This is a genomic window from Legionella nigrisilvae, assembly GCF_977063395.2.
On the sequence record NZ_CDRUGZ020000020.1, the window covers coordinates 62,292 to 81,748 of the forward strand.

The following is a 19,457-nucleotide window of genomic DNA, read 5'->3' on the forward strand; positions in this document are numbered from 1 at the left end:
TCCGACAAGTCCTCAATGGTTTACTCATGACAACTACGTTACTAACCGACTCTATAAATCCATTTGATAACTTGCCGAATGAAATACTGCAATACATACTAAGCCTTAGCAATCATCACGGTATGTTGGTGTGCAAACGTTTTCTGGAAGCTGATCGAGAAGCAACTAAACATGAAGCTCAAGAATTTTTCAACCATTATCTCATAACAAAAAATCTGAATTTGGAATCAGTAAACCCGCTTAAGATAATGTACTTTATACATGTTTTTGCACTTAACTCCTTACCTGAAATAGAAGATAGACTCAATAAAATCGCAAGTATCGGTATTCTATTATTACAATTATATGAAGTTCTGAACTTCTATACCCAGCATAATCAGATTGATTTTACCCTGTCACGCGAACCCGATGTTCTCGCAAGTTCAGCACTGGCTGTCTCTCTTCTTATGACTTCCAATGATGAAAGCGATGCTCTAAGAACCTCTATCACTGAAAAAGACATTGAGAAAATCAAAGATACTGTAAGTGATATGCTGATTTTTCTTAATGGCACCAACAATGAAAAAGTCAAAACATGCTCTTTCAACGAAATTGTCATGGCGATGATGGAAGCGTTAAAAGCAGGTATGAAACACGCATCGAATAATTCATCTATTTTTAGCTTGCGCTTTTTTGGCTTTAGGCCGCCTGAAAGTAAAGCGGAAATGATTTTACGCTTGGTGGATCAATGTGTTGCAATCCTTGAACAACAGATGCTCCAATCTCAGCCCAGCTGCATCCTATTTTAGATCTTTAATAATTATTCGACTCGAGAAAGGAACTGTTTTAAGGATCGTTCGTCCAAAAATCCATACTCCAAGATTTGCCTCTGGAACTTTCTTCAACAAATGAAATTACTACGGACAAACTTTTTCTTTGTATAGCCCTTGATCAGAAGAGTACTCAGACAAGATAATTTAACTATTCTTTCTTATCGTCCGAAAATTTTTCGCTATTTTCCTGCTCCAACATATCTATCATAAGTTTTTTTAAATTGACCATTTTCTTCAAACTCAACAAGTGCATTATTAATCTGTTGTAATAGTTCCTTGTCACTCTTATTCACCGCAATACCAAAACCATACCCATAAGTAAAAGGCTTTCCAAATGTAGTAAAGATTGGAATTTGAGTAATCCAGTATTGTGCTGCCAGTGCATCTTGCAAGATAAAATCAACCTCTCCCTGACCCAAAGCCTTAATTAGCCGATTAGTCGAGCTATAGTTTATAATCTGCACATCAGATAAGCCTGACTCTTTAATTACTTGTTCATAGATAGTTCCAACTTGGACACCTATTTTTTTCTCATTAAGTACATCCTTTGAAAAGGGAATTGCTGCCCATTTTTTTAAAGCCAAATATTGAACATCGCTTGGAAGATAGGGATAGGAAAAGTTGACCCGTTCACTTCGTTCTAAGGTGATTGTAATGGACGAAACTCCGATATCAGCTTCATGCTTTTCTATACTTGAGAGTAGAGTATTTTCCATGAATTCAGAGCGATATATACATTTACGATGAATTATTTCACAAATATCCTCCATCATTTCTATGTCAAAACCAAATAATTGTTTGTTTGCTCCTTGCATAATAAAAGGAGGATTAAACATTTCTGTTGCCACTATAAGTGGGGGTAACGGATCAGCATAAGTTAAGGGTATAAGAGAAAAAAAGATAAATAAAAATTGAGTCCACTTTTCCCTTTTCCCAAAATATACTAAGCGACAGTATGTTATGGTTTTTAATAACACGACATTTCCTTATGTTGTGAACGCCTAGTTCTTAAAAAATGTATCGCATTTATTGAAATGGTACAATGCTGTCATTTCGTTTTGCGTTCAAAGGCTGTCCCGAAGAGAGTGATTTTTCAAGCAATATTTACTTTTTAATTCACTATTTTGTAATTTCAAGGCTTTTACAATATTAACAATAAAATATTACCTCTTGATTAATAAGGGATTAGAAAAATTCATTGAAAAATACCATCAACAGATAGTTATCCTACGATAACATACGTATCCATTCATAATTTTGAACATTATTTAGAAATGCATAGCAGTGATAAGAGATCTTATGAATTGCGTCGTTTCAGAGAATTAATATATGGAGAAAATATGGTGATTTTAGTTGGAAAACATTACGTAAATATGAAAACGAGAATCGCCCTCTTCTCTGCATTAATTACAAATTACCTCATTCGAGAATTTTTTAAATAATGGATTTTTATTTCAACTTGCTAGTCAAATCTGTGGTAACCCTTCCTGGAAATAGATCACCTTATCTACCCAACCTAAAATTGATTTTATGAACTGTGTAGTTCCAAACCAACCAGGAAACCCGCTAGATTAATTTGCTTCTCCTCTAAGAACTTCCAAACAACTGATTTTCCTTCTAAGTTTGGTTTTTACAAAATATGAATATTTTTTAATCCCAGCGATATACTTCTTAAATAATTGATTTATAATCCGTTACGATTGAAACTTGTAATAGAGAGTGATGTATGTCAGCAACTAAATCATTAACCAATTTTTATGGGTCATTTTTTTGGGAATGCGCAAAATTTTCTATCTGCCCCTATCGATTAACGATACAAGCCTTTCTGGACTCTGATAACCCCGATCCAAATGACCTTATTTTAGGAATTGGTGCTTGCCTCGTTTTATCAACTGTAGTTCCGATTTTGCCTGCCATTAGCTCAATAACCATCGCGATTGCTTCAATTGCATCAGTATTTGCACTGGCCTCTATGTTTGTCACTTATCCTTTTACAATATTATCTGATGCATGCAGATCCGATCATTCACATAGCCACGAATTCGCATTTTGATTAACGATGGCCGTTAATTCCCGGACAATTTGTTGCTATTTGAATTATGAAGCTTTGTTCGTAATCTTTTTATTAATATTATTGCTCGGTGGACGTTAATGGACAAACTTATGTTTTTTTCTTCTTATTGAGCCTCTTTAAGAGGCTCTTATCAAAATTGTTTCAGAATTTTCCAAACCACCAAGAACAAAAAAGATTATTTTTCGGACAAACTCTACTCTCATTATGCTTTCATTTAATTCAGAAAGGCTAAAAGACCTATATTCATAATGATTTTTAGCAACTAAAAATTGAGCCCATATTTTTTAAATAAACTCCATGAACGCACATGGGGCTCATCCGTTTTTTGCAAGTAATCAAGTGCTGATTTGACAGGAGGGTTTAAAGCAAATGCATGCAAGTAGAGAGGGTTATTTTGTTCGAACCCTACTTGACTGCTGCAACTCATACTGGACCTACACAATTAAAAAAATAAGACTTTATTTCCTTACTTACGCACCATATTGTTCTATATTTAAATAAATTGATTTATTTTTGAGGTGTTCTTATTATGTCACAGATTAAAATTGATGGTTACAATTTTAAACTGCCGGGTGATACCAAAAAACGAAATGGCCCTATCGGTCTTGCAAAAATCCAAGGAGCATTCGGAAAGCCCCCCCAAATGACTCACCTGAGGCATCAAGAAGATGATGCGTCTGGGGAGACGATGCCTGGATTTAATCTCTTATCTGAGCAAGAGCAGAGCTTTTCATTAAAAGAAACGGCCAGGATTATGCAACAAAATCATGGAAACAAACAAGAAGTGGGTTCAACCTTAACCTCACTGGTTGCATGGACTGATCCAGAGAAAAAACAACTGCATGGAGTGACCTGCAATGTTGGCGATAGTCTTACGTTTTTTGTCATTATTGGTGCTGATGGGAAGGTACGTTTTGAAAAGCAACTCAATCGATTACATGAAAATCCGGATCGAAATAAAATACAAATAGGAGTTAGCCGCTCCATAGGAGACAAAGAGGAAGAAAAAAATGGCCTAACGCATGAGCCCGATATCACACGTGAGGTAATTCAGTTAGAAGAAGGCGATAGGGTGTTTGCAATTGCAGCATCTGATGGGCTTTGCACAGATAATAAACATTTTCAAACTCCAGCGTTAACATCGACTGATATTGCAAACACTTTAAGCGAATTTATTGCAAAAAATCCTGATTGTGGTCCAGATGATATTGCAGAAGCGTTAATATCTAAAGGCTTTGCAGGTGGGAAAGGCTCAACGGATAATACTGTTGTGATTGTAGCTGAAGTTGGTGAAGAGCCTATTTCAATATTGGCTGCTGATGGACATGGTGGAGTAACTCCGCTTGGAGAAAAAGGGGCAGATGTTTCTAAGGCAATTGCAGAAAATTTTCATTCCCAATTACAAACTCAAATGAAATTAGTTAAGCCACAAGCATATATTGATGCCTTAAGAGAGGGGAATTACAAAGTCGCAGTAAATTTAGCTCGGTTGCTATATGATAAGTACGTACCATTAAATGATGGAAAAGACTTAACTGTTGAGGAGACCCTTCCTTTAATGACGAGTTTACTTGCAGAAACGGATATTGCTTTTGAGGACATAGCAAACATTTACCGTGGTGAATTATCTTTCGATTCTGATGAAGAGGCGGAGCAGCGGTTTTATATGAGTCAAATGGTGACTGCCGCTTTAACGTTATTAGCCAATGAAGCAACGTTAAGGGAGCAAGATGGAAATCAAGACCAAGAGGTTCGCCAAATAATAAGGGATGGAATTAATAAGGCTATTGAAGGGCCACATCAGGAAAAGAATGCAACCCTGGAAGTCAAAACAACTATAACTGGTGTGCAAAAGAATCAAAAAATGGAGGATTTAGTAAAAAAAGAAATGACTCCTCAGAGAGCATTTGCTTATGCTGTTGCTCATTTAATAAAAGAAAATGTTGATCAAATAAGAGTCGCAGGAGAGATACTAACTAAGTATCTCGATAATGAAGTCGATATAATAAACCTTAATGTATCAGAATTAAATAAAGAGGTAAGTAAATTAGAAAATGAGATAGGGGCGATAAGAAAAGAGCTGGAAGAGCTGGAAAAGCCACCTGACGAGTCTCCTCAAGAAGAGTTTTTGACTAAGAAAAAGGAATTAGATGAGAGGTTGAAATTAAAGATAAACCGCAGACTAGAGGTGTTTAAGTTAATAAGAGAGGCCAAGAGTCCTAAGGAAATGATAGAGGCTGAATTAGCTCTTTTATGTACTAAACCAGAAAAGTTTAAAGATAAACAGATTTTGGATAACCACCTTATGGATTTTTTTAAAAAAATGATGAGAGAGACTTCAGTAAATGAATTTTTAACAAATTTACCTCATGAAAACGATTTAAAGAATGTCCAGCAACAAATCCAAACTTATTTAGACATTTTAGATAAAAATCCCGTTGAAAAACCTGATGAAAATCCAAAATTATTGAAATCGTATAATGCTCGTAAAGATGCTGCAGAAAATATGCTTATCATTATTAAAACTTCTAGTTTAAGGTCAGGTCAAGAAACGTTAGCCCATTTAAAAGAAAATATTAAAGCAATTGAAGATAATCGTCCTGGCTTACTAGAGTTGGGTATTGTTGGTTGGGTGAAGGGTTGGATTGAAAAACTCCGCACCTTGAGAACTAAAACCAATGATCCTTTAAAGTCAGCTAAAACTGAGCTAAAAGATCTGAAACCTAGTTTTTCCGAAGCTAAACAAAAACTTGAGGGAATTAAGAAGGAACATGATAATGAACCAAAAGCGGATAATCAATCTAATATAACTGATATCTTTAAAAGCAATTAGTCGTGTAGCCCGGGTTAGCGACAGCATAACTTGGGATCTCCCGCGCATAAACCTAATTTCGCTGTCGCTAACCCGGGCTACATTTCTGGCTCTGTTAAGCCTATTCCGCAAGTAACGGTTACATCCAAAATTATGCAAGAAGTCCCAAAAGCAATTATGCAGAAATAATTATTTTAAACCCTCAATAAATAGACTTGGATGAATTATGAAGAAAATGGAAAAATATTTCTAATCTTAGCTATATTTGCTGCTTATTTAGCCCTAATATTGTCTGACTTTATTCCTACAACAAAAATACTTGAAAGTAGCAGTATGTTGTTGGGTATTACTGGTTTAGTTCAGGTAAAATTGACAGGATTTTTTAATATTTTTTTTAAAACTTTATCTGAAGCAGCAGAAGCCGGAATCTGTCCTAGTAATATTTACAGACAGATTATTTCCAACCCTGAAACAACCTGCCGCACCTTCATAAAAGAACTGATTTATTTTAATAGGAAGTTCGGGCTTGGCGATCGCCCTACTAATTTCTTTATGCAGAACGTATCTGGTACTATCTGGCCTGAAATTATCTCAAATTCCAGAGTTTTTTTGGAGCAGATCAATTTTAATGACGTATTACTACATGGCATGTTGGCTTTTCTTCTCTTTGCTGCAGCGCTTCATATTAATATTAACCAACTTGCCGAGCAGAAAATCATTATTGCTGTATTGGCTCTCATCAGTACACTAGTCTCTACCGTCATTGTAGTCTGCTAATATATTGGCTACTTATTGTAATCAATATTCAAATTTCTTTCTTTTATCTATTGCCTACTCTTTGGCGCACTTATTTCTCCCACAGATCCGATTGCTGTCATGAGCATTTTAAAACTCTAGAGACTCCTAAGAATTTAGAAATGAAAATCGCTGGAGAATCGCTCTTTAATGGTGGAATCGGTGTTACTATTTTGGGTATTGTTGAAGTTATCTCGAGCCCCCATGGATTAAGCATTCCACATTTAATGGCCATTGGATTAGCTGTAGCAGGTTTCTAAAAAAGTAAAATGTATCCGTGTTGTTTTAGGCAGTTATAAGCAATAAGTTGCAGAATCGTTACATCGCAAGTTACTTTATATTCATATGTTCTTCATCAATCTAGTTACGCACAGCTTAAACCCTAGCGGTTTACCAAAAAGGCTATAGCTTACCTCCATCTTTATCTTATTAATTTTGCTTTAATTTTATTAAAAATGAAAAAAGTAACTGTAACCAATCCACCAGCGATGATACCCAAACAAAAATCAATACCCAGAGAGACAATAGAAGTAGTAGATTCTTTGTAATGATGTATTACTGGGATGACGTGCGCGATAATTCCTCCCCCCACCAAGAACATAGCTATTGTTCCTGTAACACTTAAAAGCATCATCAATTTCGGAGCCATATTTATTAAAAAAATTCCTATTTGTCTCATCGGCTGTTTTCTATCACGCAAAATGAAACCCCAATCATCCAACTTTACGATACAGGCTACCAAACCATACACACCAATAGTCATAATGAGTGAAATAAGAATTAATACAACCACCTGATTAATAAGAGAAGTAGTAACGACAGTGGCTAGTGTGATTACTATTATTTCAGTTGATAATACAAAATCAGTGCGTATAGCTCCTTTAATTTTATCTTTTTCGAATAGATCCATGTCGATGCTTTCTTGCTTTATCTTTTTGGAATGATTATGAGGGAAAATTTTTTGGATGATTTTTTCAAATCCTTCAAAACACAAATATAATCCACCCAATAATAATAAGAAGTTCACGAGAGGAGGTGACAAATAACTGATTAAAAGCGCAGCGGGAATTAGTATTGATTTATTAAGTAAAGAGCCCTTAGTCACCTCCCAAACAACAGGCAATTCTCTATGAGCATGAATGCCTATTACTTGCTGGGCATTTAATGCCAAATCATCACCCAGCACACCGGCCGTTTTTTTAGTAGCTACTTTGGTCATAACTGCAATATCATCTAATGCAGTAGCAATATCATCAATTAATGCTAATAAACTTGTTCCTGGCATGTGATCGACCTTGAATTCTAACAATTTTATATTTTTAAAGTATGGATGTTGAAATAAGGAATTACGACAAAAATTTTATTTTTCCCTCAGGAAAAACTTCTATCATAATTCAAATCATATTAAACAATATCACTAAGAACTTTTGAAAAAATTTTTCTTCTTGTTGATGGCGTTATCTTTTTTTCATGTCTTTTGCGGTATTACCTACCACTTCTAAAGATCCAGAAATAGCTTTATCGTGCTTATCAAAAAGAAATTACCGAGAGGAAGTGACTAAACACAAGAAGATAAATACGGAAGTTAAACGGCGCAAGCTGCACACAAAAAATCTTAACCCGTAGAAAAAATTAGTAGAAGACAACAAAGCGAATTTGTAGGTACTAAAATGGTTCATTCAATTAGCCTAGAATTTTTCCAAATTTTTTTCTTCAATGATTCAATATCGTGCCATTGTATTTAAAGTTATACTTAAATTTCGTTTAATAGGGAAATGCATTGATGATGGAAGCAGAAGTTCGTCATATATATAAACCTTTGCAATTTTTTATCTTTGTTTTTATTTTAACTTGGGTATTCTGGTTCTCTTCTAATTATATACAAGTTCAAAATAGAAAAGAGTTGTTTTTTTTACTAGGGTTACTTTCTCCCTGCATCACGGCGCTACTATTCATCTTTTCATCTAAAAGCAACGCGCTTAGAAGACAATTTCTCAACAAATTATTTAATTTACGGTTGATTAAGGTAGAAACACTAATTTATCTAATCTTGATTCCACCTCTTTCATTGATTATTTCTATCTTGATATCACTTTTATTTTCCTTTTCAATAGACCAATTTAAACTTGCACAATCCTTTTCATTTCATATAGCAGGGATTCCTACTCTTCTCATTCTATTTTTGGCAGCCTGTTTTGAAGAATTAGGCTGGAGAGGGTATGGGATGGATAGTTTGTCAGCCCAATTCAATTATTTTAATAGTACTGCTATTTTTTCGGTACTGTGGGCAGTATGGCATCTGCCATTATTTTTTATTAATCATAGTTATCACTATAATATTTTGCACTTAAATCCATTGTTCGCTATTAACTTTATAATGGGTGTTATTCCATTTGCATTTATCATTAACTGGTTATGGAAAAAGAATAACTATAGCATTCCAGTAGCAATACTCTTTCATTTTAACGCTAACCTTTCACAAGAAGCATTTATGGTTGAGCCTGTGACCAAATGTATTCAGACTTTAGTGTTGATTGTATTTGCTAGTACCATTATTTACAAAGATAGAGAGATCTTTTTTGATATAAAATAACCATTAAAAAATTAATAGAATTCAATTGATACTGTTGATTAAATGTTAAAATATATCAAAGAAACGTTTAATGAAATGTTTTAAAATTAAGAATAGCTCGTTCAACAAAGAACTTACCTTAACTTATTGATTTTACTATTTCGCTTAGAAGAATCGAACTTCCGACCTTTTATTACGAATTAGAAAATGGTGGTTTTTAGCCACTTCGACACGCTATTAATTTCATTTTATTATTAAGAGCTTTTATACGACTTGGAAGTATCTGGATAAAGGTTTAACCCTGAATTATCGTTTAACAATTTAATTTCAATGCGTTCTTTCCCACCCCCAATATTTATTCTTTTAAGAGCAATAAGACCAACCTCTGAAGTACATTTAACATGGGTACCCCCACAAGCGACTTTTGAAAATCCTTCGATTTCCCAGAAACGTCTTTGATTTTTGAGGTCACTAAACCCTGTTTTAATCTTTAGATCTTGTTGTATGATCTTATTGTAATCACTCAGCATATTTTCAAATAAGAAAGAAATATTTTTATCACAGAAAAAATCTATTCTTGCTTTAGATTCCGCTATATGTGCCCCAATTTTTTCAAGCTTAAATTCCTGTGTCACAAGCTCAAGAATCAATTCAGCAGCAAAATGCAGGCGCATAAGCCTATATCGTCGAGGCCAATCAATTTTCATTGTCACTACATCACCAGGCTTAAGGTTATGCCCATCTTGGAGTACATAATAAATAAGATTGCCCTCTATTTTAGAGTCAATAACAAGGAGTCCATTAACATAAGCATGGTCACTTTCCTGTCCTCCCGAAAAAGAAAATGCAATTGTTTCTTCGAATAAAATATAATTATTATCAATTGAAACCACGCGAGTTTCTAAATCAGATTGATAAGGATTATCCCAAAATATTTTTCGCATGATGTCCTTATTTAATAGCAATGATTTTGCCATGAGTTAGCGATTCAAGGTCGCTGGAATTCAAGCTAAAAACAGCATTAGGCGTACCAGCAGCAGCCCACAGAACATTATGCTGCAGTAATTCCTCATCAATGAGAATATGGGTAATCGTTTGTTTATGCCCTACAGGAGGAACACCACCAATAGCAAAGCCTGTTATATCACGCGTAAATTGAGCATCTGCTTTAACTATTTTTTCTCCCACCCATTGCTCAATGATTTTCTCATTCACCCGATTGATACCACTTGCTAATACTAAAACAGGCTGATGTGTTTTTGCAGAATAAAATAGCAAGGATTTCATAATTTGTGCTACGTCACACCCTATAGTGTTTGCAGCGTCATTCGCAGTACGGGTACTAGCAGAAAGCTCAAGCACTTCAAAAGCGAAGCCTTTCTTAGCCAGAGCTTGCTGTACGCTTTGCGCGCTTTTGCTTAATATTTTATTTTCATCGGACATAATCTCTTCCTTATCGCCATAAAGAACATTTTTTGGTGAGCTCAGTAACTTTTGCCCAATTACCAAATAAAACGATGCCATAATAGATTAGATCGTCTTCTTTTGTTTGAGCAGTCCGTTCTATTTGCTCCTGATAAGTACCTACCGTCATTGTATCTGTGAAATCATTTAATAAAATATGTTCCGCTAGAGCTGCCTGACGTAATTTTTTTATTTTATTGGAATTTTCGGACAAGATAATAAAGGGTATTTCCGAAATAAAAGGGTGAGAACCACCTTCAGCATCTTTATAATTAGTTAGTCTCAAATCCTTTTGACCAATGGCTGAACCTAGCCCAATACACATATGAGCCAAAGCATTCATAACTTTACCAGCATCAATACTTTTATTAAGTACTGCAACTAACTTGTTTTGGAACTCGGTAGACATCTTTCACTCCTAAGTTTAAAATTTACAATATGTGCGTTATAACGCATAATATCCCTATATTATCATTGTGCGCCATAACGCACAATCGCTTAGGTGGATTATTGTGAAAAATATATACAAACATATCGCAACGACCTTAAAAGATTTACGTCAAAAGAAAGGTTGGAGCTTGGACAAAGCAGCCCATGCCACGGGGGTAAGCAAAGCTATGCTTGGGCAAATAGAGCGTGAAGAATCAAGCCCAACCATTGCTACTTTATGGAAAATAGCAACGGGTTTCGAAACTTCCTTCTCTTCGTTTATTGAGGAAATAGACTCAATTTCTAGTCAAGCAATGTATCGTACAGGGCAAGTACAAACGATTCATCATGACGATAAAAAAATCCGAGTTCTACCTCTTTTTCCTTTTGAACCTCAATTAAATTTTGAACTATTTGTTATTGAATTGTTACCAGGCTGTGAACATTTATCACCGTCTCATAGAGATGGTGTGGTTGAGCATGTAGTAGTGGTTCAAGGTAATATGGAAGTTTTAGTAGATGGGGCGTGGCAAAAACTCTCAAATGGTGAAGGTATTCGTTTTAATGCTAACCAGCTTCATGGCTACCGAAATCTTACGCCTGAAACAGCCACTTTCCATGATATTATCCACTATCCGAAAGCAAGTTAACCTTCAAATCGACTGACAGAGAAACTCAGAGAATTATGCGCCACCGGATGACCCTTCCCGTGTGACCCCGGCACCCCCTTCCACCCTCCGACAATTTTTGAAATTGAATTTCATTTTATACTTATCTAGACAAGCTCTTTAATAAAGCTTTTACCAAATCAGGAAAAAATTACTACCTTTAGAGAATGATAGCTTGCAATTTGTCGAGGTAAAAAGAAGGCCATTGATTGAACAGTCAGAGCCCTATCCGATATGGTTGAACTTCATCGCCCCTGTGGCAGTATACTACCAGGTAAAAAGAAAACTTGTGAGCCTGGTTTATTATTGGAACCGCTTAAAAAGATTTGGCTTGCTACGGATCAGCTGTGCGGCAAGCCCACAAAAGAGGCTTTATCTATATGGTTACCGCATTATCATAAGCATCATGAGTCTTCATTAGATGAGTTATCTGCTCAACTTCTGACAATGAGTGCAACAATTGAGTTTCGCTAAAGCCCATCAAATCTCGCTATGGAAAAGGTTTAAGTGGAACTAAACCCGAAAACCTTCTAAGAAAACAGATTCCGATAGCACAAACCAATGGGACACGAGCCAAGTTGGTTTTATGGATACTGTGACACAGTGGGACTTCAATCCCACCTAGCTATTAAAGAGTAATTTTACTGCACATAAGATGTGAAAGGAGCAGATATCCACGAAGCACATTGAGGAGCTGGGATAGTATAGGCAGAAACCACATGATCGACTATACTGTTCAGTACCGCTACTCGTTTAAAGTTCAAAGCAGCAGTACTTGTAACGGTACAGACAGCCTCTTTTTGAGATATGTATACCGTACATCCACCTTCAACAGCGGCATCGCGCGTATAATCCACATCTCTTGTCGTCATTCTATATACATGTGTTAGGTTTATAATTGACGAAGATATCTCTTTAACGCTAAATGGGGTAGCTACATGATGTTCACCGTAATTTCCAATACCATATGCAGCAACATTTGCCAAATCACTAACTCCAGTTACCTGAATTGGTGGCGAAATAGTAGTGTAGTCAGGAGGAAGTGGTAGATTGAAAATACTGAATTGGAAATCTGGGGCCAGCACTGGGGTAAATGCTGCTGTGAATACAGGGACCTGCTCAGCAGGTGGGGAATTACGCATGTCTGATTTAATAGTCTCAAAACTAAACCAGAGTTCATTATAGGCGTTTGTACATAATTGCACATCCGTATAAGATAAGTGATTTTGCGCTAAGTTATCTGCAAAACCAACGCAACTGGTAACTAACAATCCTAAAGCGGGTATTAATCTTTTCATTTACATTGACATCCTTTTATTATTGTCATCAATCCCAAAATATATTAATACTTTTATTATTTCAAGAAAAAATAGCTTATATCCGTTATTAACTCAGCTCTTCATCTGAGTAAAATTAGTACACCGTTGTCGCGGGGTATAGGAATTTTAAACCACCCATTTCCCGTTTTTCAAAAGTATCATATTCAAATTCTTAGCAAAAAAACACTCTATTTATTAGCAAATAGGTTGTTTCCATGCTCAAGTTCCTACACTGCCCCGAAATACTCCACTTTTATGTTTGATTTGTACACATTTATAAATCCAGTTCCGTAGTACCGTAGCCCGTATTAGCGAAAGCGTAATACGGATTTTTGGAGCCTCAACATAACCCAACGCTAATTTGGACTACGCTTGCTAGAAATGACGGCAAAGCCTCTCCAAAAAGAAGAATTAAATAGTTGGGATTCCTAAATTTCTGTTTTTATAAGAAAATCTGGTCAAATGACTTTATTGCTCCACACTATTTTTTGGTTGGATGTAAAAATCTATTGGGGGGTATCGGCTTTTATTGAAGATTATTTTCCCGTATTAAGACTTCGTCTAATACGAGCTACGCTTGCTAGGCCAGAACGTGGTAAAGCCTATGTCAATTTGGCCATAAAAATACTACGTGCCCTATTCAATTTTGCTGCGCGACAATACGAAGATAATAGTGGACTCTCTTTTCATAGAAAGTCTGGATATCCCTGCTTATGCTTTAAAGCGTTTAATGAACCATAAGATAAGTAATGATGTGACTGCTGGGTATATTATTGTTGATATTAAACGATTAAGAAAACCCATGCAGCTTATTACTGATTATGTTTTGAAGTCTTGGGGAGTAATTAAGTCTGCTGAAGTAATTGCGATACCAACTATAAATAAAGAACAAATATAATTTTACAATGTCTGGCAAATTATAAGCTCAGTAAGTTCAATTTTGGAACTCCCTGCGAGGCACTTAGATTGGACACTCACTACGTACCCAATTCAACAAACTCCATTTACAAGATTTAAAAAATAACGAGTCGCTTTAAGTTCGCCAGTTCTTTATTCGAGGTCATACCCCTTTTGATTTAAATGCCAGAATTGAATCCTTTTGCAACAGAGCCTACAGATATAGTACAGTAGTTATGTTTTAGAAATATGAGGCTAGTTATGCTTAATGACCTAATAAAGCAATTATATTCTGCGTGGCATACGTTTGATATAGGGAAAGTAGATTATGAGTCGAAATTATTTATACGGTATAAAGACAAGTTTTTAACGGAGGCAGTGGATTCGGTTTCAAAGACGAAGGTTTTAATAGAAATGGCGAGTGACAAACTAGCTCCTGATGCAGCGATGCTGACAGAATTAATTAAACATTTAGCTACGGATGCGAAGAAGACAAACGATATAGCCATTTACATTCGCATCGAGCAGATGTACAACCTGTTTTGCCTACTGTTTGTATCAAACGATGAGTTGCATAAAGTTAGCTTTACCGCTCTCAAAGAAGGTAATTTAAAAAATGGTACACGTCAAATTAGAACATTAAAAAATTACAGCGAAGAGATGAAACAATTTTTTGAATCTGAAAATACAAGGATTAATAAGAGTCATCAGCAAGCTAATAAATCCGAAAGAGGAGAGAAACCTCAGCATAAAAAAATGCCTACAAATATAAAGCCCCAGCATAAACAGTGTCCAAATCCTAAATTACAAACCATTATAAATCTATTTCCATCTCCTTTATTCAATAAAAAAATATATTCAAATTTTGAGGAGTCCGTAACCATTCATGTCGATGAATTCAAAATGTTATCTCTTGCGGACATGAAAACTAAATATTATAACTTTCTTTATCTTCCGACAGCGCTAAACTATCCTGCAGTCCATGATCAAGTAATAGTTAATTTGCTTGGTGAAAAGCATTTAGATTGGGATCTTATTTTTGCAATTTATAATAATGCCTATACTAATTTCACTTCCGCTTCAAAGGATGTCCTTTTTAGGATTTTTAAAAGATTATGTGAAGTAGGAAAACACGAAATTGCCTTGGAGGTCTTTAAAACCCATAAAGCGATTATTAATATTGATAACTACTTTCGTATGTTGCACTCTATGGAACCTAATAAAGAGGGTATAACAGTAATGTTAGAATTAGGTTTGACATTAAATATGTATCTTCCTAATGTCACATTGATGGAATATTATCTTCAAAAATATGGCCTCAATAGTAAGATAAGTAAGCACATTAAAGACTCTGTTTACTCTGAAAATGTAAAATCTTCTAGAACTACCATAGACTTACATGGTGCGCCTAAAAACGCGGTCGAAGGGATAATAGAAGATGTTGTTGAAAATTGGGAAGATGAGGAAACAAAAATTGTGGTCTCGCATGGGGGTGGGACTCATGTAGCTTTCGGTAAATTGACTCCGAGAGACATGAATGACGTCCAATTTTTCTCTCCGGTTAAAAACGCTGTTTATGAAGCGGTAAGGTGTTTACAATATAAGTGGCAAGATAAATATATCATCAGGGTTAGCCCTTATTGGAATCCAAAAGGATACATGGATGGATCAAATTCGGTCATTTCAAAAAGAACAATAAAAAATGAGCCAAAGAAAATAACTATTTTTGAATCGACCCAGCAGAATAAACAGAGACCTGGGGAAATTGGAAAAGTAAATGCACCAGTTAATGCGATTACTGCTATCCATTCAAGCTTACAGTCTTCCGATAATAATGTGATTTTTACAACAACTACTTCGGTTACACAAGAAGATTTAACCTCGAATGCTTCTCAACCTAAAACAACAGGCAAAATGAATCCCAAGGCTGTTGAATATAAACCTAAATCTGGTTTATACAATCCTCCGGTTGAGACAAGTTCTACCCATTTTAGAACCAAAGAGGAAAAATCACCGACTCAACCTACTATGGAGTCTCCGTATATGGCTGCATCAGTAACTCCATCTTTTTGGTACCCTAGCCAAGCTTTTTTCGCTTATTGTCCAACTTATCAACCTACCTACTATTATACGGAACATTTTGAGGATGAAATTAAATCAGAGACCGAGACTAAAAACCACATATAACGAGGTCTAATGGATGATCTGGACACACAGTTAAGAGATAATTGAGGGCTGACCTATTATTAAGTACTAGTTTGTTGGATAAAACCCCAGTTCGCATTTGGGTGAATAGACCGGCGGAACTTCCCCGCCCACCCCTCTCAGAACCGTACGTGAATCTCTCGACTCATACGGCTCCCATCAGGCAAAGCTTTTCCTTATACTAAAAACGCTCTAGACATAAATGCCTCCTCTTGTAGGATGGGTTGCAGCAATGCGGGGTGTGAAGGCATAAAAAGTTAGATGTTGTCATCTGCAGATTACTAAAAATTTTTTTAAAATATTCTATGGAGGTATTACACCAACTCTTACTTGTAATAGATAAGCATTTTCATTATCCTACCACAGAGTATCATGGTGTCCATAAGACTTACTAACACTTCATCTCACTCTTTAAGTTTAGGGCAGCTAAATTAAAACCACTAAATCCACTAAATATATTCATATTAGGCAATCGAGAAAATGCTGGTTTCTTTATCTGCAAAGCAAACGGATAATGGGAAGCTTTATAAACCTACCCGTTAAATTTTAAGAATTCCCTCTTCTGGTTTTCCGCCAATAGGGGTTCTTTGATATTTTTTATTTTAACCATGCCATTGAGTTGTAATCCAAAATCTCTCTGCAAGAAAGTGTCTTTTTATTTGATTAATAGTAAATAACATTACCGAACTTATTGATTATTAGCAGATAAAAGCGTATATATTAGCCAACCCGAATTATCAATAACCAGAAGCATACATTTTTTACTAAAAAATTTTTATACAGATGGCACTTTATTTCAGGATAAAAAATGGCAAAAAACACCCTTTTTAATTTTCTTTTTCATAATGAGGCAAATGTTGAATTACCTCATGGACATAAATTAGTATTAAGCATTAATAAAAGCAGCCAACACGCTTATTATCGTCTTGAGCTCCCACAAGGTCATTACCTTATAAAAGACGGGGAAAAAAACTTCCTGTTGGACAATCATCACATCAGTATTTATGAAAATGAATTTCGAGATAACCCCAAGTTAAGTCAATATCATTACACAGCTGAATTTCAATACCTTGGTGAAACCTATCGGCTCCATGTGTACTTTAATGCGTTTGATCAATTAAACCAAAACATTGCGTTCGAAAAATGGACTGAAGATGGCTATAAGGTAGTAGACAGCAAAAACATCAGGGAACAATTACTCATCTTAGCCCTAAATCATACAGAGCCTTTATTAAAAAAGGTGAGACAACAACATCACCAAAAAATTAAAGAGCTTGAAAAACGTTACCAGGATTGTGATGAAAAGCTCAGCACATACTTTGATACAGAAACTTCAACGGCCGAAATTTTAAAAATAACAGAAGAAGCCTGTGAGATATTAAGGGAACTCCTTCCGCTTATCCGCTCTACAAGCTATGCAGGAATTCTCAAATTTCATGAATCAACGGTGCGTGCCCTGAGAAAAATGGATACTACTCCATTTGAAAATAGCCACCCCCTGGCTTCTACTCCACATGCTGCCCCTGAGTCAGAGGAGATGGATGATATTCAAGATTCCGCCTCTTTACCAGATAGTCCTCTGTTGCAAAGCAAAATTGAACAAGAAGAAGTAAAGAGAACTCGGCAAACCCACCCCTCTGCCCCATCTCAAAATCGATCGCGTCATAAAGTAGAAGAAGAAATTCAGAAATTGAGTACTGATTTTCAGGAACTAAGCAAGGCTCCTATTGAAATTCAGGCTAAAAAAATTGAGCAATTACTGGCGAAAACTTACGAGATCAATTTGCTCTATGAACAAACGATCCAATTGAAATACTTGCCGCAGCTGGAGAAAATACGCCGCGAACTACAAAAATTAGAGGCCAGTTTATTACCTGAGTTACTTTTCAAAAATAAATTTGAATTGGCTGCTTTGCTAACTTCCGCCTTTTACCTACTACGTGCTGAAAAATATATGAGTGTTGCGCTGCAGACACGTAATGCAAATTTGCTCGATTTTATATTGACGCATGGTGATATCGATATCAATCAGCAAACCGTCTCTGCCCGCAAAATTCAATTTCCATCTGCAGTGCATGCGTGCTTGCAATTGGATAGCCCCTCTACCCCGATGAGCGAATGTCTTTCTCTTCTTATTAAACACGGCGCATCTCTTTTTGCCCCCGGTAATAAAGGCCTGCCTCTTGTTTATTCTATCCTGGCAGAGGAAGCTCACCCTCTATACAAAGCGCTTTTTATGACACGCGAGAAAACAATTGACTCCGCTGACTTTTTTAAAAAATTAATTCCTTTGCTCAAAGCCTATTTAGAAAAAGAAACCCTCACTGATATCGAAAAAAACCGTATAGAATCCCAAATACAAAGCTTTGAATACCAACTCGATATTTTGGAGAATGTTCAGGATCAGGATCCGAGTTCACGTTTTTTAATGAAGCGGATGAATCATTTAGAAGAAAAATATTTGGGAGATATAGTAAGAAAATTGCGACAAGATCCTAATCTAGTTGAGATAAACAAAAAACTCCAAATCGCAGCCAAGGTATTAAACTCCAAGATTAGTCGAGCACAACAAAGACAAGCAAATATTACCACTTCCCAAAATTTTGAGAATTTGGAAAAACTTTTATCCCGTGTAGATGTTAAAGAATTAGACTACGACCTTATTAAAGCCAGTGCCTTGGAAAGCCTAAATATCCAACTACAATTGATTGAGGCTAAAGCTGAACTCTTTGATCTTCAGAAAGAAATAAGAAGTACTCCAGTGATTAATAATGGAAGCAGGAAATACAAAGAACGCCTGAGGAGACAAGATGAATTACTAAGAGAAATACGCCCATTAGAGCAGAAGTATGCCGCTATGCAAAATTTTGACGAGGTAAATCGTGATTTGGAAGCCCTTGAGTCCTTAAATACGGTGATTGAATCTTTTAGTGAACAATTAGAGGGTTTGGGAGGAATGGCTCAGTTATTAAGTCAATTTTCCAGTATATTTTCATCCAAAGGTATCAAATTGTCGTTTACTGAAGAAAATGAAGAGACTCACACATCATCGTGCTCCGAAAAGGAAATAGACGCTCCGTCCCCTTCTTCTCATTAATCTCTTATTAAGGGTATAGGTATTTCAAAGTGGGTATAGGTATTCAAAGTACCTATTTCCCATTTTTCAAAAGTATCATGCTTAAAATCTAAGCAAGAAGGCCACTCCTTTTTATTACTCATGAACAAGTTTTCTCTCTGCGTGAAAATGCTCCATCTTTATGTTTAATTTGTGCTCATATATAAATCCAAGAGGACAGCAAGCCTCACGCTTAGTCCATGCTCTTTTGATTTAACTGATGTCACTAATAATTCATTGTCATTCGGCTTGATTGCTCAATTGGAGGTGCCCGAATACATGATTAAACTTGGAC

Annotated in this window: 17 protein-coding genes and 1 pseudogene; 12 read left to right on the plus strand and 6 right to left on the minus strand. The window is 35.8% G+C overall.

Translation table 11 applies throughout. The annotated features are described in order from the left end of the window. Positions 1-26: 26 nt before the first annotated feature. Entirely contained in the window at positions 27-788 is a 762-nt protein-coding gene (locus tag ACWTE2_RS09030) for an F-box protein (protein WP_454785084.1), read from the plus strand. A gap of 203 nt (positions 789-991) precedes the next feature. Here the strand turns inward: ACWTE2_RS09030 and ACWTE2_RS09035 are convergent, their stop codons facing one another. Next, positions 992-1,789: a transporter substrate-binding domain-containing protein gene (locus tag ACWTE2_RS09035; protein WP_454785085.1), complete on the minus strand. Its 798-nt coding sequence runs from the start codon at positions 1,787-1,789 to the stop codon at positions 992-994. Positions 1,790-2,538: 749 nt separating this feature from the next. Here ACWTE2_RS09035 and ACWTE2_RS09040 point away from each other — a divergent pair. The 4 genes from ACWTE2_RS09040 to ACWTE2_RS09055 all read left to right on the plus strand — a co-directional run bounded on the left by ACWTE2_RS09040 (position 2,539) and on the right by ACWTE2_RS09055 (position 6,753). Then, a complete protein-coding gene (locus ACWTE2_RS09040; protein ID WP_454785086.1) occupies positions 2,539-2,865 on the plus strand; it encodes a hypothetical protein in 327 nt (108 codons plus the stop codon). Positions 2,866-3,415: 550 nt separating this feature from the next. Further along, positions 3,416-5,719: a hypothetical protein gene (locus tag ACWTE2_RS09045; protein ID WP_454785087.1), complete on the plus strand. Its 2,304-nt coding sequence runs from the start codon at positions 3,416-3,418 to the stop codon at positions 5,717-5,719. 198 nt (positions 5,720-5,917) lie between these two features. Continuing rightward, complete coding sequence (locus tag ACWTE2_RS09050) at positions 5,918-6,475, plus strand: hypothetical protein (protein ID WP_454785088.1); 558 nt, start codon at positions 5,918-5,920, stop codon at positions 6,473-6,475. A gap of 140 nt (positions 6,476-6,615) precedes the next feature. Then, positions 6,616-6,753 carry a hypothetical protein gene (locus ACWTE2_RS09055; protein ID WP_454785089.1) on the plus strand — a complete coding sequence of 46 codons (138 nt, stop codon included), beginning with the start codon at positions 6,616-6,618 and terminating at the stop codon, positions 6,751-6,753. Between the two features lie 161 nt (positions 6,754-6,914). On the opposite strand, the gene ACWTE2_RS09060 is transcribed toward ACWTE2_RS09055, so the two are convergent. Further along, positions 6,915-7,778: a DUF808 domain-containing protein gene (locus ACWTE2_RS09060; protein WP_454785090.1), complete on the minus strand. Its 864-nt coding sequence runs from the start codon at positions 7,776-7,778 to the stop codon at positions 6,915-6,917. A 498-nt stretch (positions 7,779-8,276) separates the two neighbouring features. On the opposite strand from ACWTE2_RS09060, the gene ACWTE2_RS09065 reads away from it, so the two are divergent. Then, positions 8,277-9,086, plus strand: coding sequence for a CPBP family glutamic-type intramembrane protease (locus tag ACWTE2_RS09065; protein WP_483099546.1), 810 nt, complete (start codon positions 8,277-8,279; stop codon positions 9,084-9,086). Between the two features lie 233 nt (positions 9,087-9,319). Here the strand turns inward: ACWTE2_RS09065 and ACWTE2_RS09070 are convergent, their stop codons facing one another. Genes ACWTE2_RS09070 through ACWTE2_RS09080 form a run of 3 tightly spaced genes read right to left on the minus strand, consistent with a single transcriptional unit; the run spans position 9,320 to position 10,938 of the window. Then, positions 9,320-10,009 carry an alanyl-tRNA editing protein gene (locus ACWTE2_RS09070; protein ID WP_454785092.1) on the minus strand — a complete coding sequence of 230 codons (690 nt, stop codon included), beginning with the start codon at positions 10,007-10,009 and terminating at the stop codon, positions 9,320-9,322. 7 nt (positions 10,010-10,016) lie between these two features. Then, on the minus strand, positions 10,017-10,508 hold the full coding sequence (locus tag ACWTE2_RS09075) for a YbaK/EbsC family protein (RefSeq protein ID WP_454785093.1): 492 nt from the start codon (positions 10,506-10,508) through the stop codon (positions 10,017-10,019). A gap of 10 nt (positions 10,509-10,518) precedes the next feature. Then, the gene (locus tag ACWTE2_RS09080; RefSeq protein WP_454785094.1) at positions 10,519-10,938 is read right to left on the minus strand and encodes a DUF2000 domain-containing protein; all 420 of its coding nucleotides are present in this window, start codon (positions 10,936-10,938) and stop codon (positions 10,519-10,521) included. Between the two features lie 103 nt (positions 10,939-11,041). Here ACWTE2_RS09080 and ACWTE2_RS09085 point away from each other — a divergent pair, with 103 nt between their 5' ends. Together ACWTE2_RS09085 and ACWTE2_RS09090 are read left to right on the plus strand one after the other, a co-directional pair. Beyond that, positions 11,042-11,608: a helix-turn-helix domain-containing protein gene (locus ACWTE2_RS09085; RefSeq protein WP_454785095.1), complete on the plus strand. Its 567-nt coding sequence runs from the start codon at positions 11,042-11,044 to the stop codon at positions 11,606-11,608. A gap of 252 nt (positions 11,609-11,860) precedes the next feature. Beyond that, positions 11,861-12,100, plus strand: coding sequence for a hypothetical protein (locus ACWTE2_RS09090; protein ID WP_454785096.1), 240 nt, complete (start codon positions 11,861-11,863; stop codon positions 12,098-12,100). Positions 12,101-12,267: 167 nt separating this feature from the next. Here the strand turns inward: ACWTE2_RS09090 and ACWTE2_RS09095 are convergent, their stop codons facing one another. Continuing rightward, a complete protein-coding gene (locus ACWTE2_RS09095; RefSeq protein ID WP_454785097.1) occupies positions 12,268-12,924 on the minus strand; it encodes a hypothetical protein in 657 nt (218 codons plus the stop codon). A gap of 483 nt (positions 12,925-13,407) precedes the next feature. Between ACWTE2_RS09095 and ACWTE2_RS09100 the strand changes: the two genes are divergently transcribed. From ACWTE2_RS09100 to ACWTE2_RS09115, 4 genes and pseudogenes are all read left to right on the plus strand, one after another. Continuing rightward, on the plus strand, positions 13,408-13,686 hold the full coding sequence (locus tag ACWTE2_RS09100; protein ID WP_454785399.1) for a hypothetical protein: 279 nt from the start codon (positions 13,408-13,410) through the stop codon (positions 13,684-13,686). Continuing rightward, positions 13,637-13,843 (plus strand): annotated as a pseudogene (locus ACWTE2_RS09105) (integrase); the annotation flags it as partial. The gene ACWTE2_RS09100 and the pseudogene ACWTE2_RS09105, both read left to right, overlap by 50 nt. Positions 13,844-14,103: 260 nt before the next feature. Continuing rightward, entirely contained in the window at positions 14,104-16,029 is a 1,926-nt protein-coding gene (locus ACWTE2_RS09110; protein WP_454785098.1) for a hypothetical protein, read from the plus strand. Positions 16,030-16,855: 826 nt separating this feature from the next. Beyond that, complete coding sequence (locus ACWTE2_RS09115) at positions 16,856-19,144, plus strand: hypothetical protein (protein WP_454785099.1); 2,289 nt, start codon at positions 16,856-16,858, stop codon at positions 19,142-19,144. The last annotated feature ends 313 nt before the right edge of the window (positions 19,145-19,457 follow it).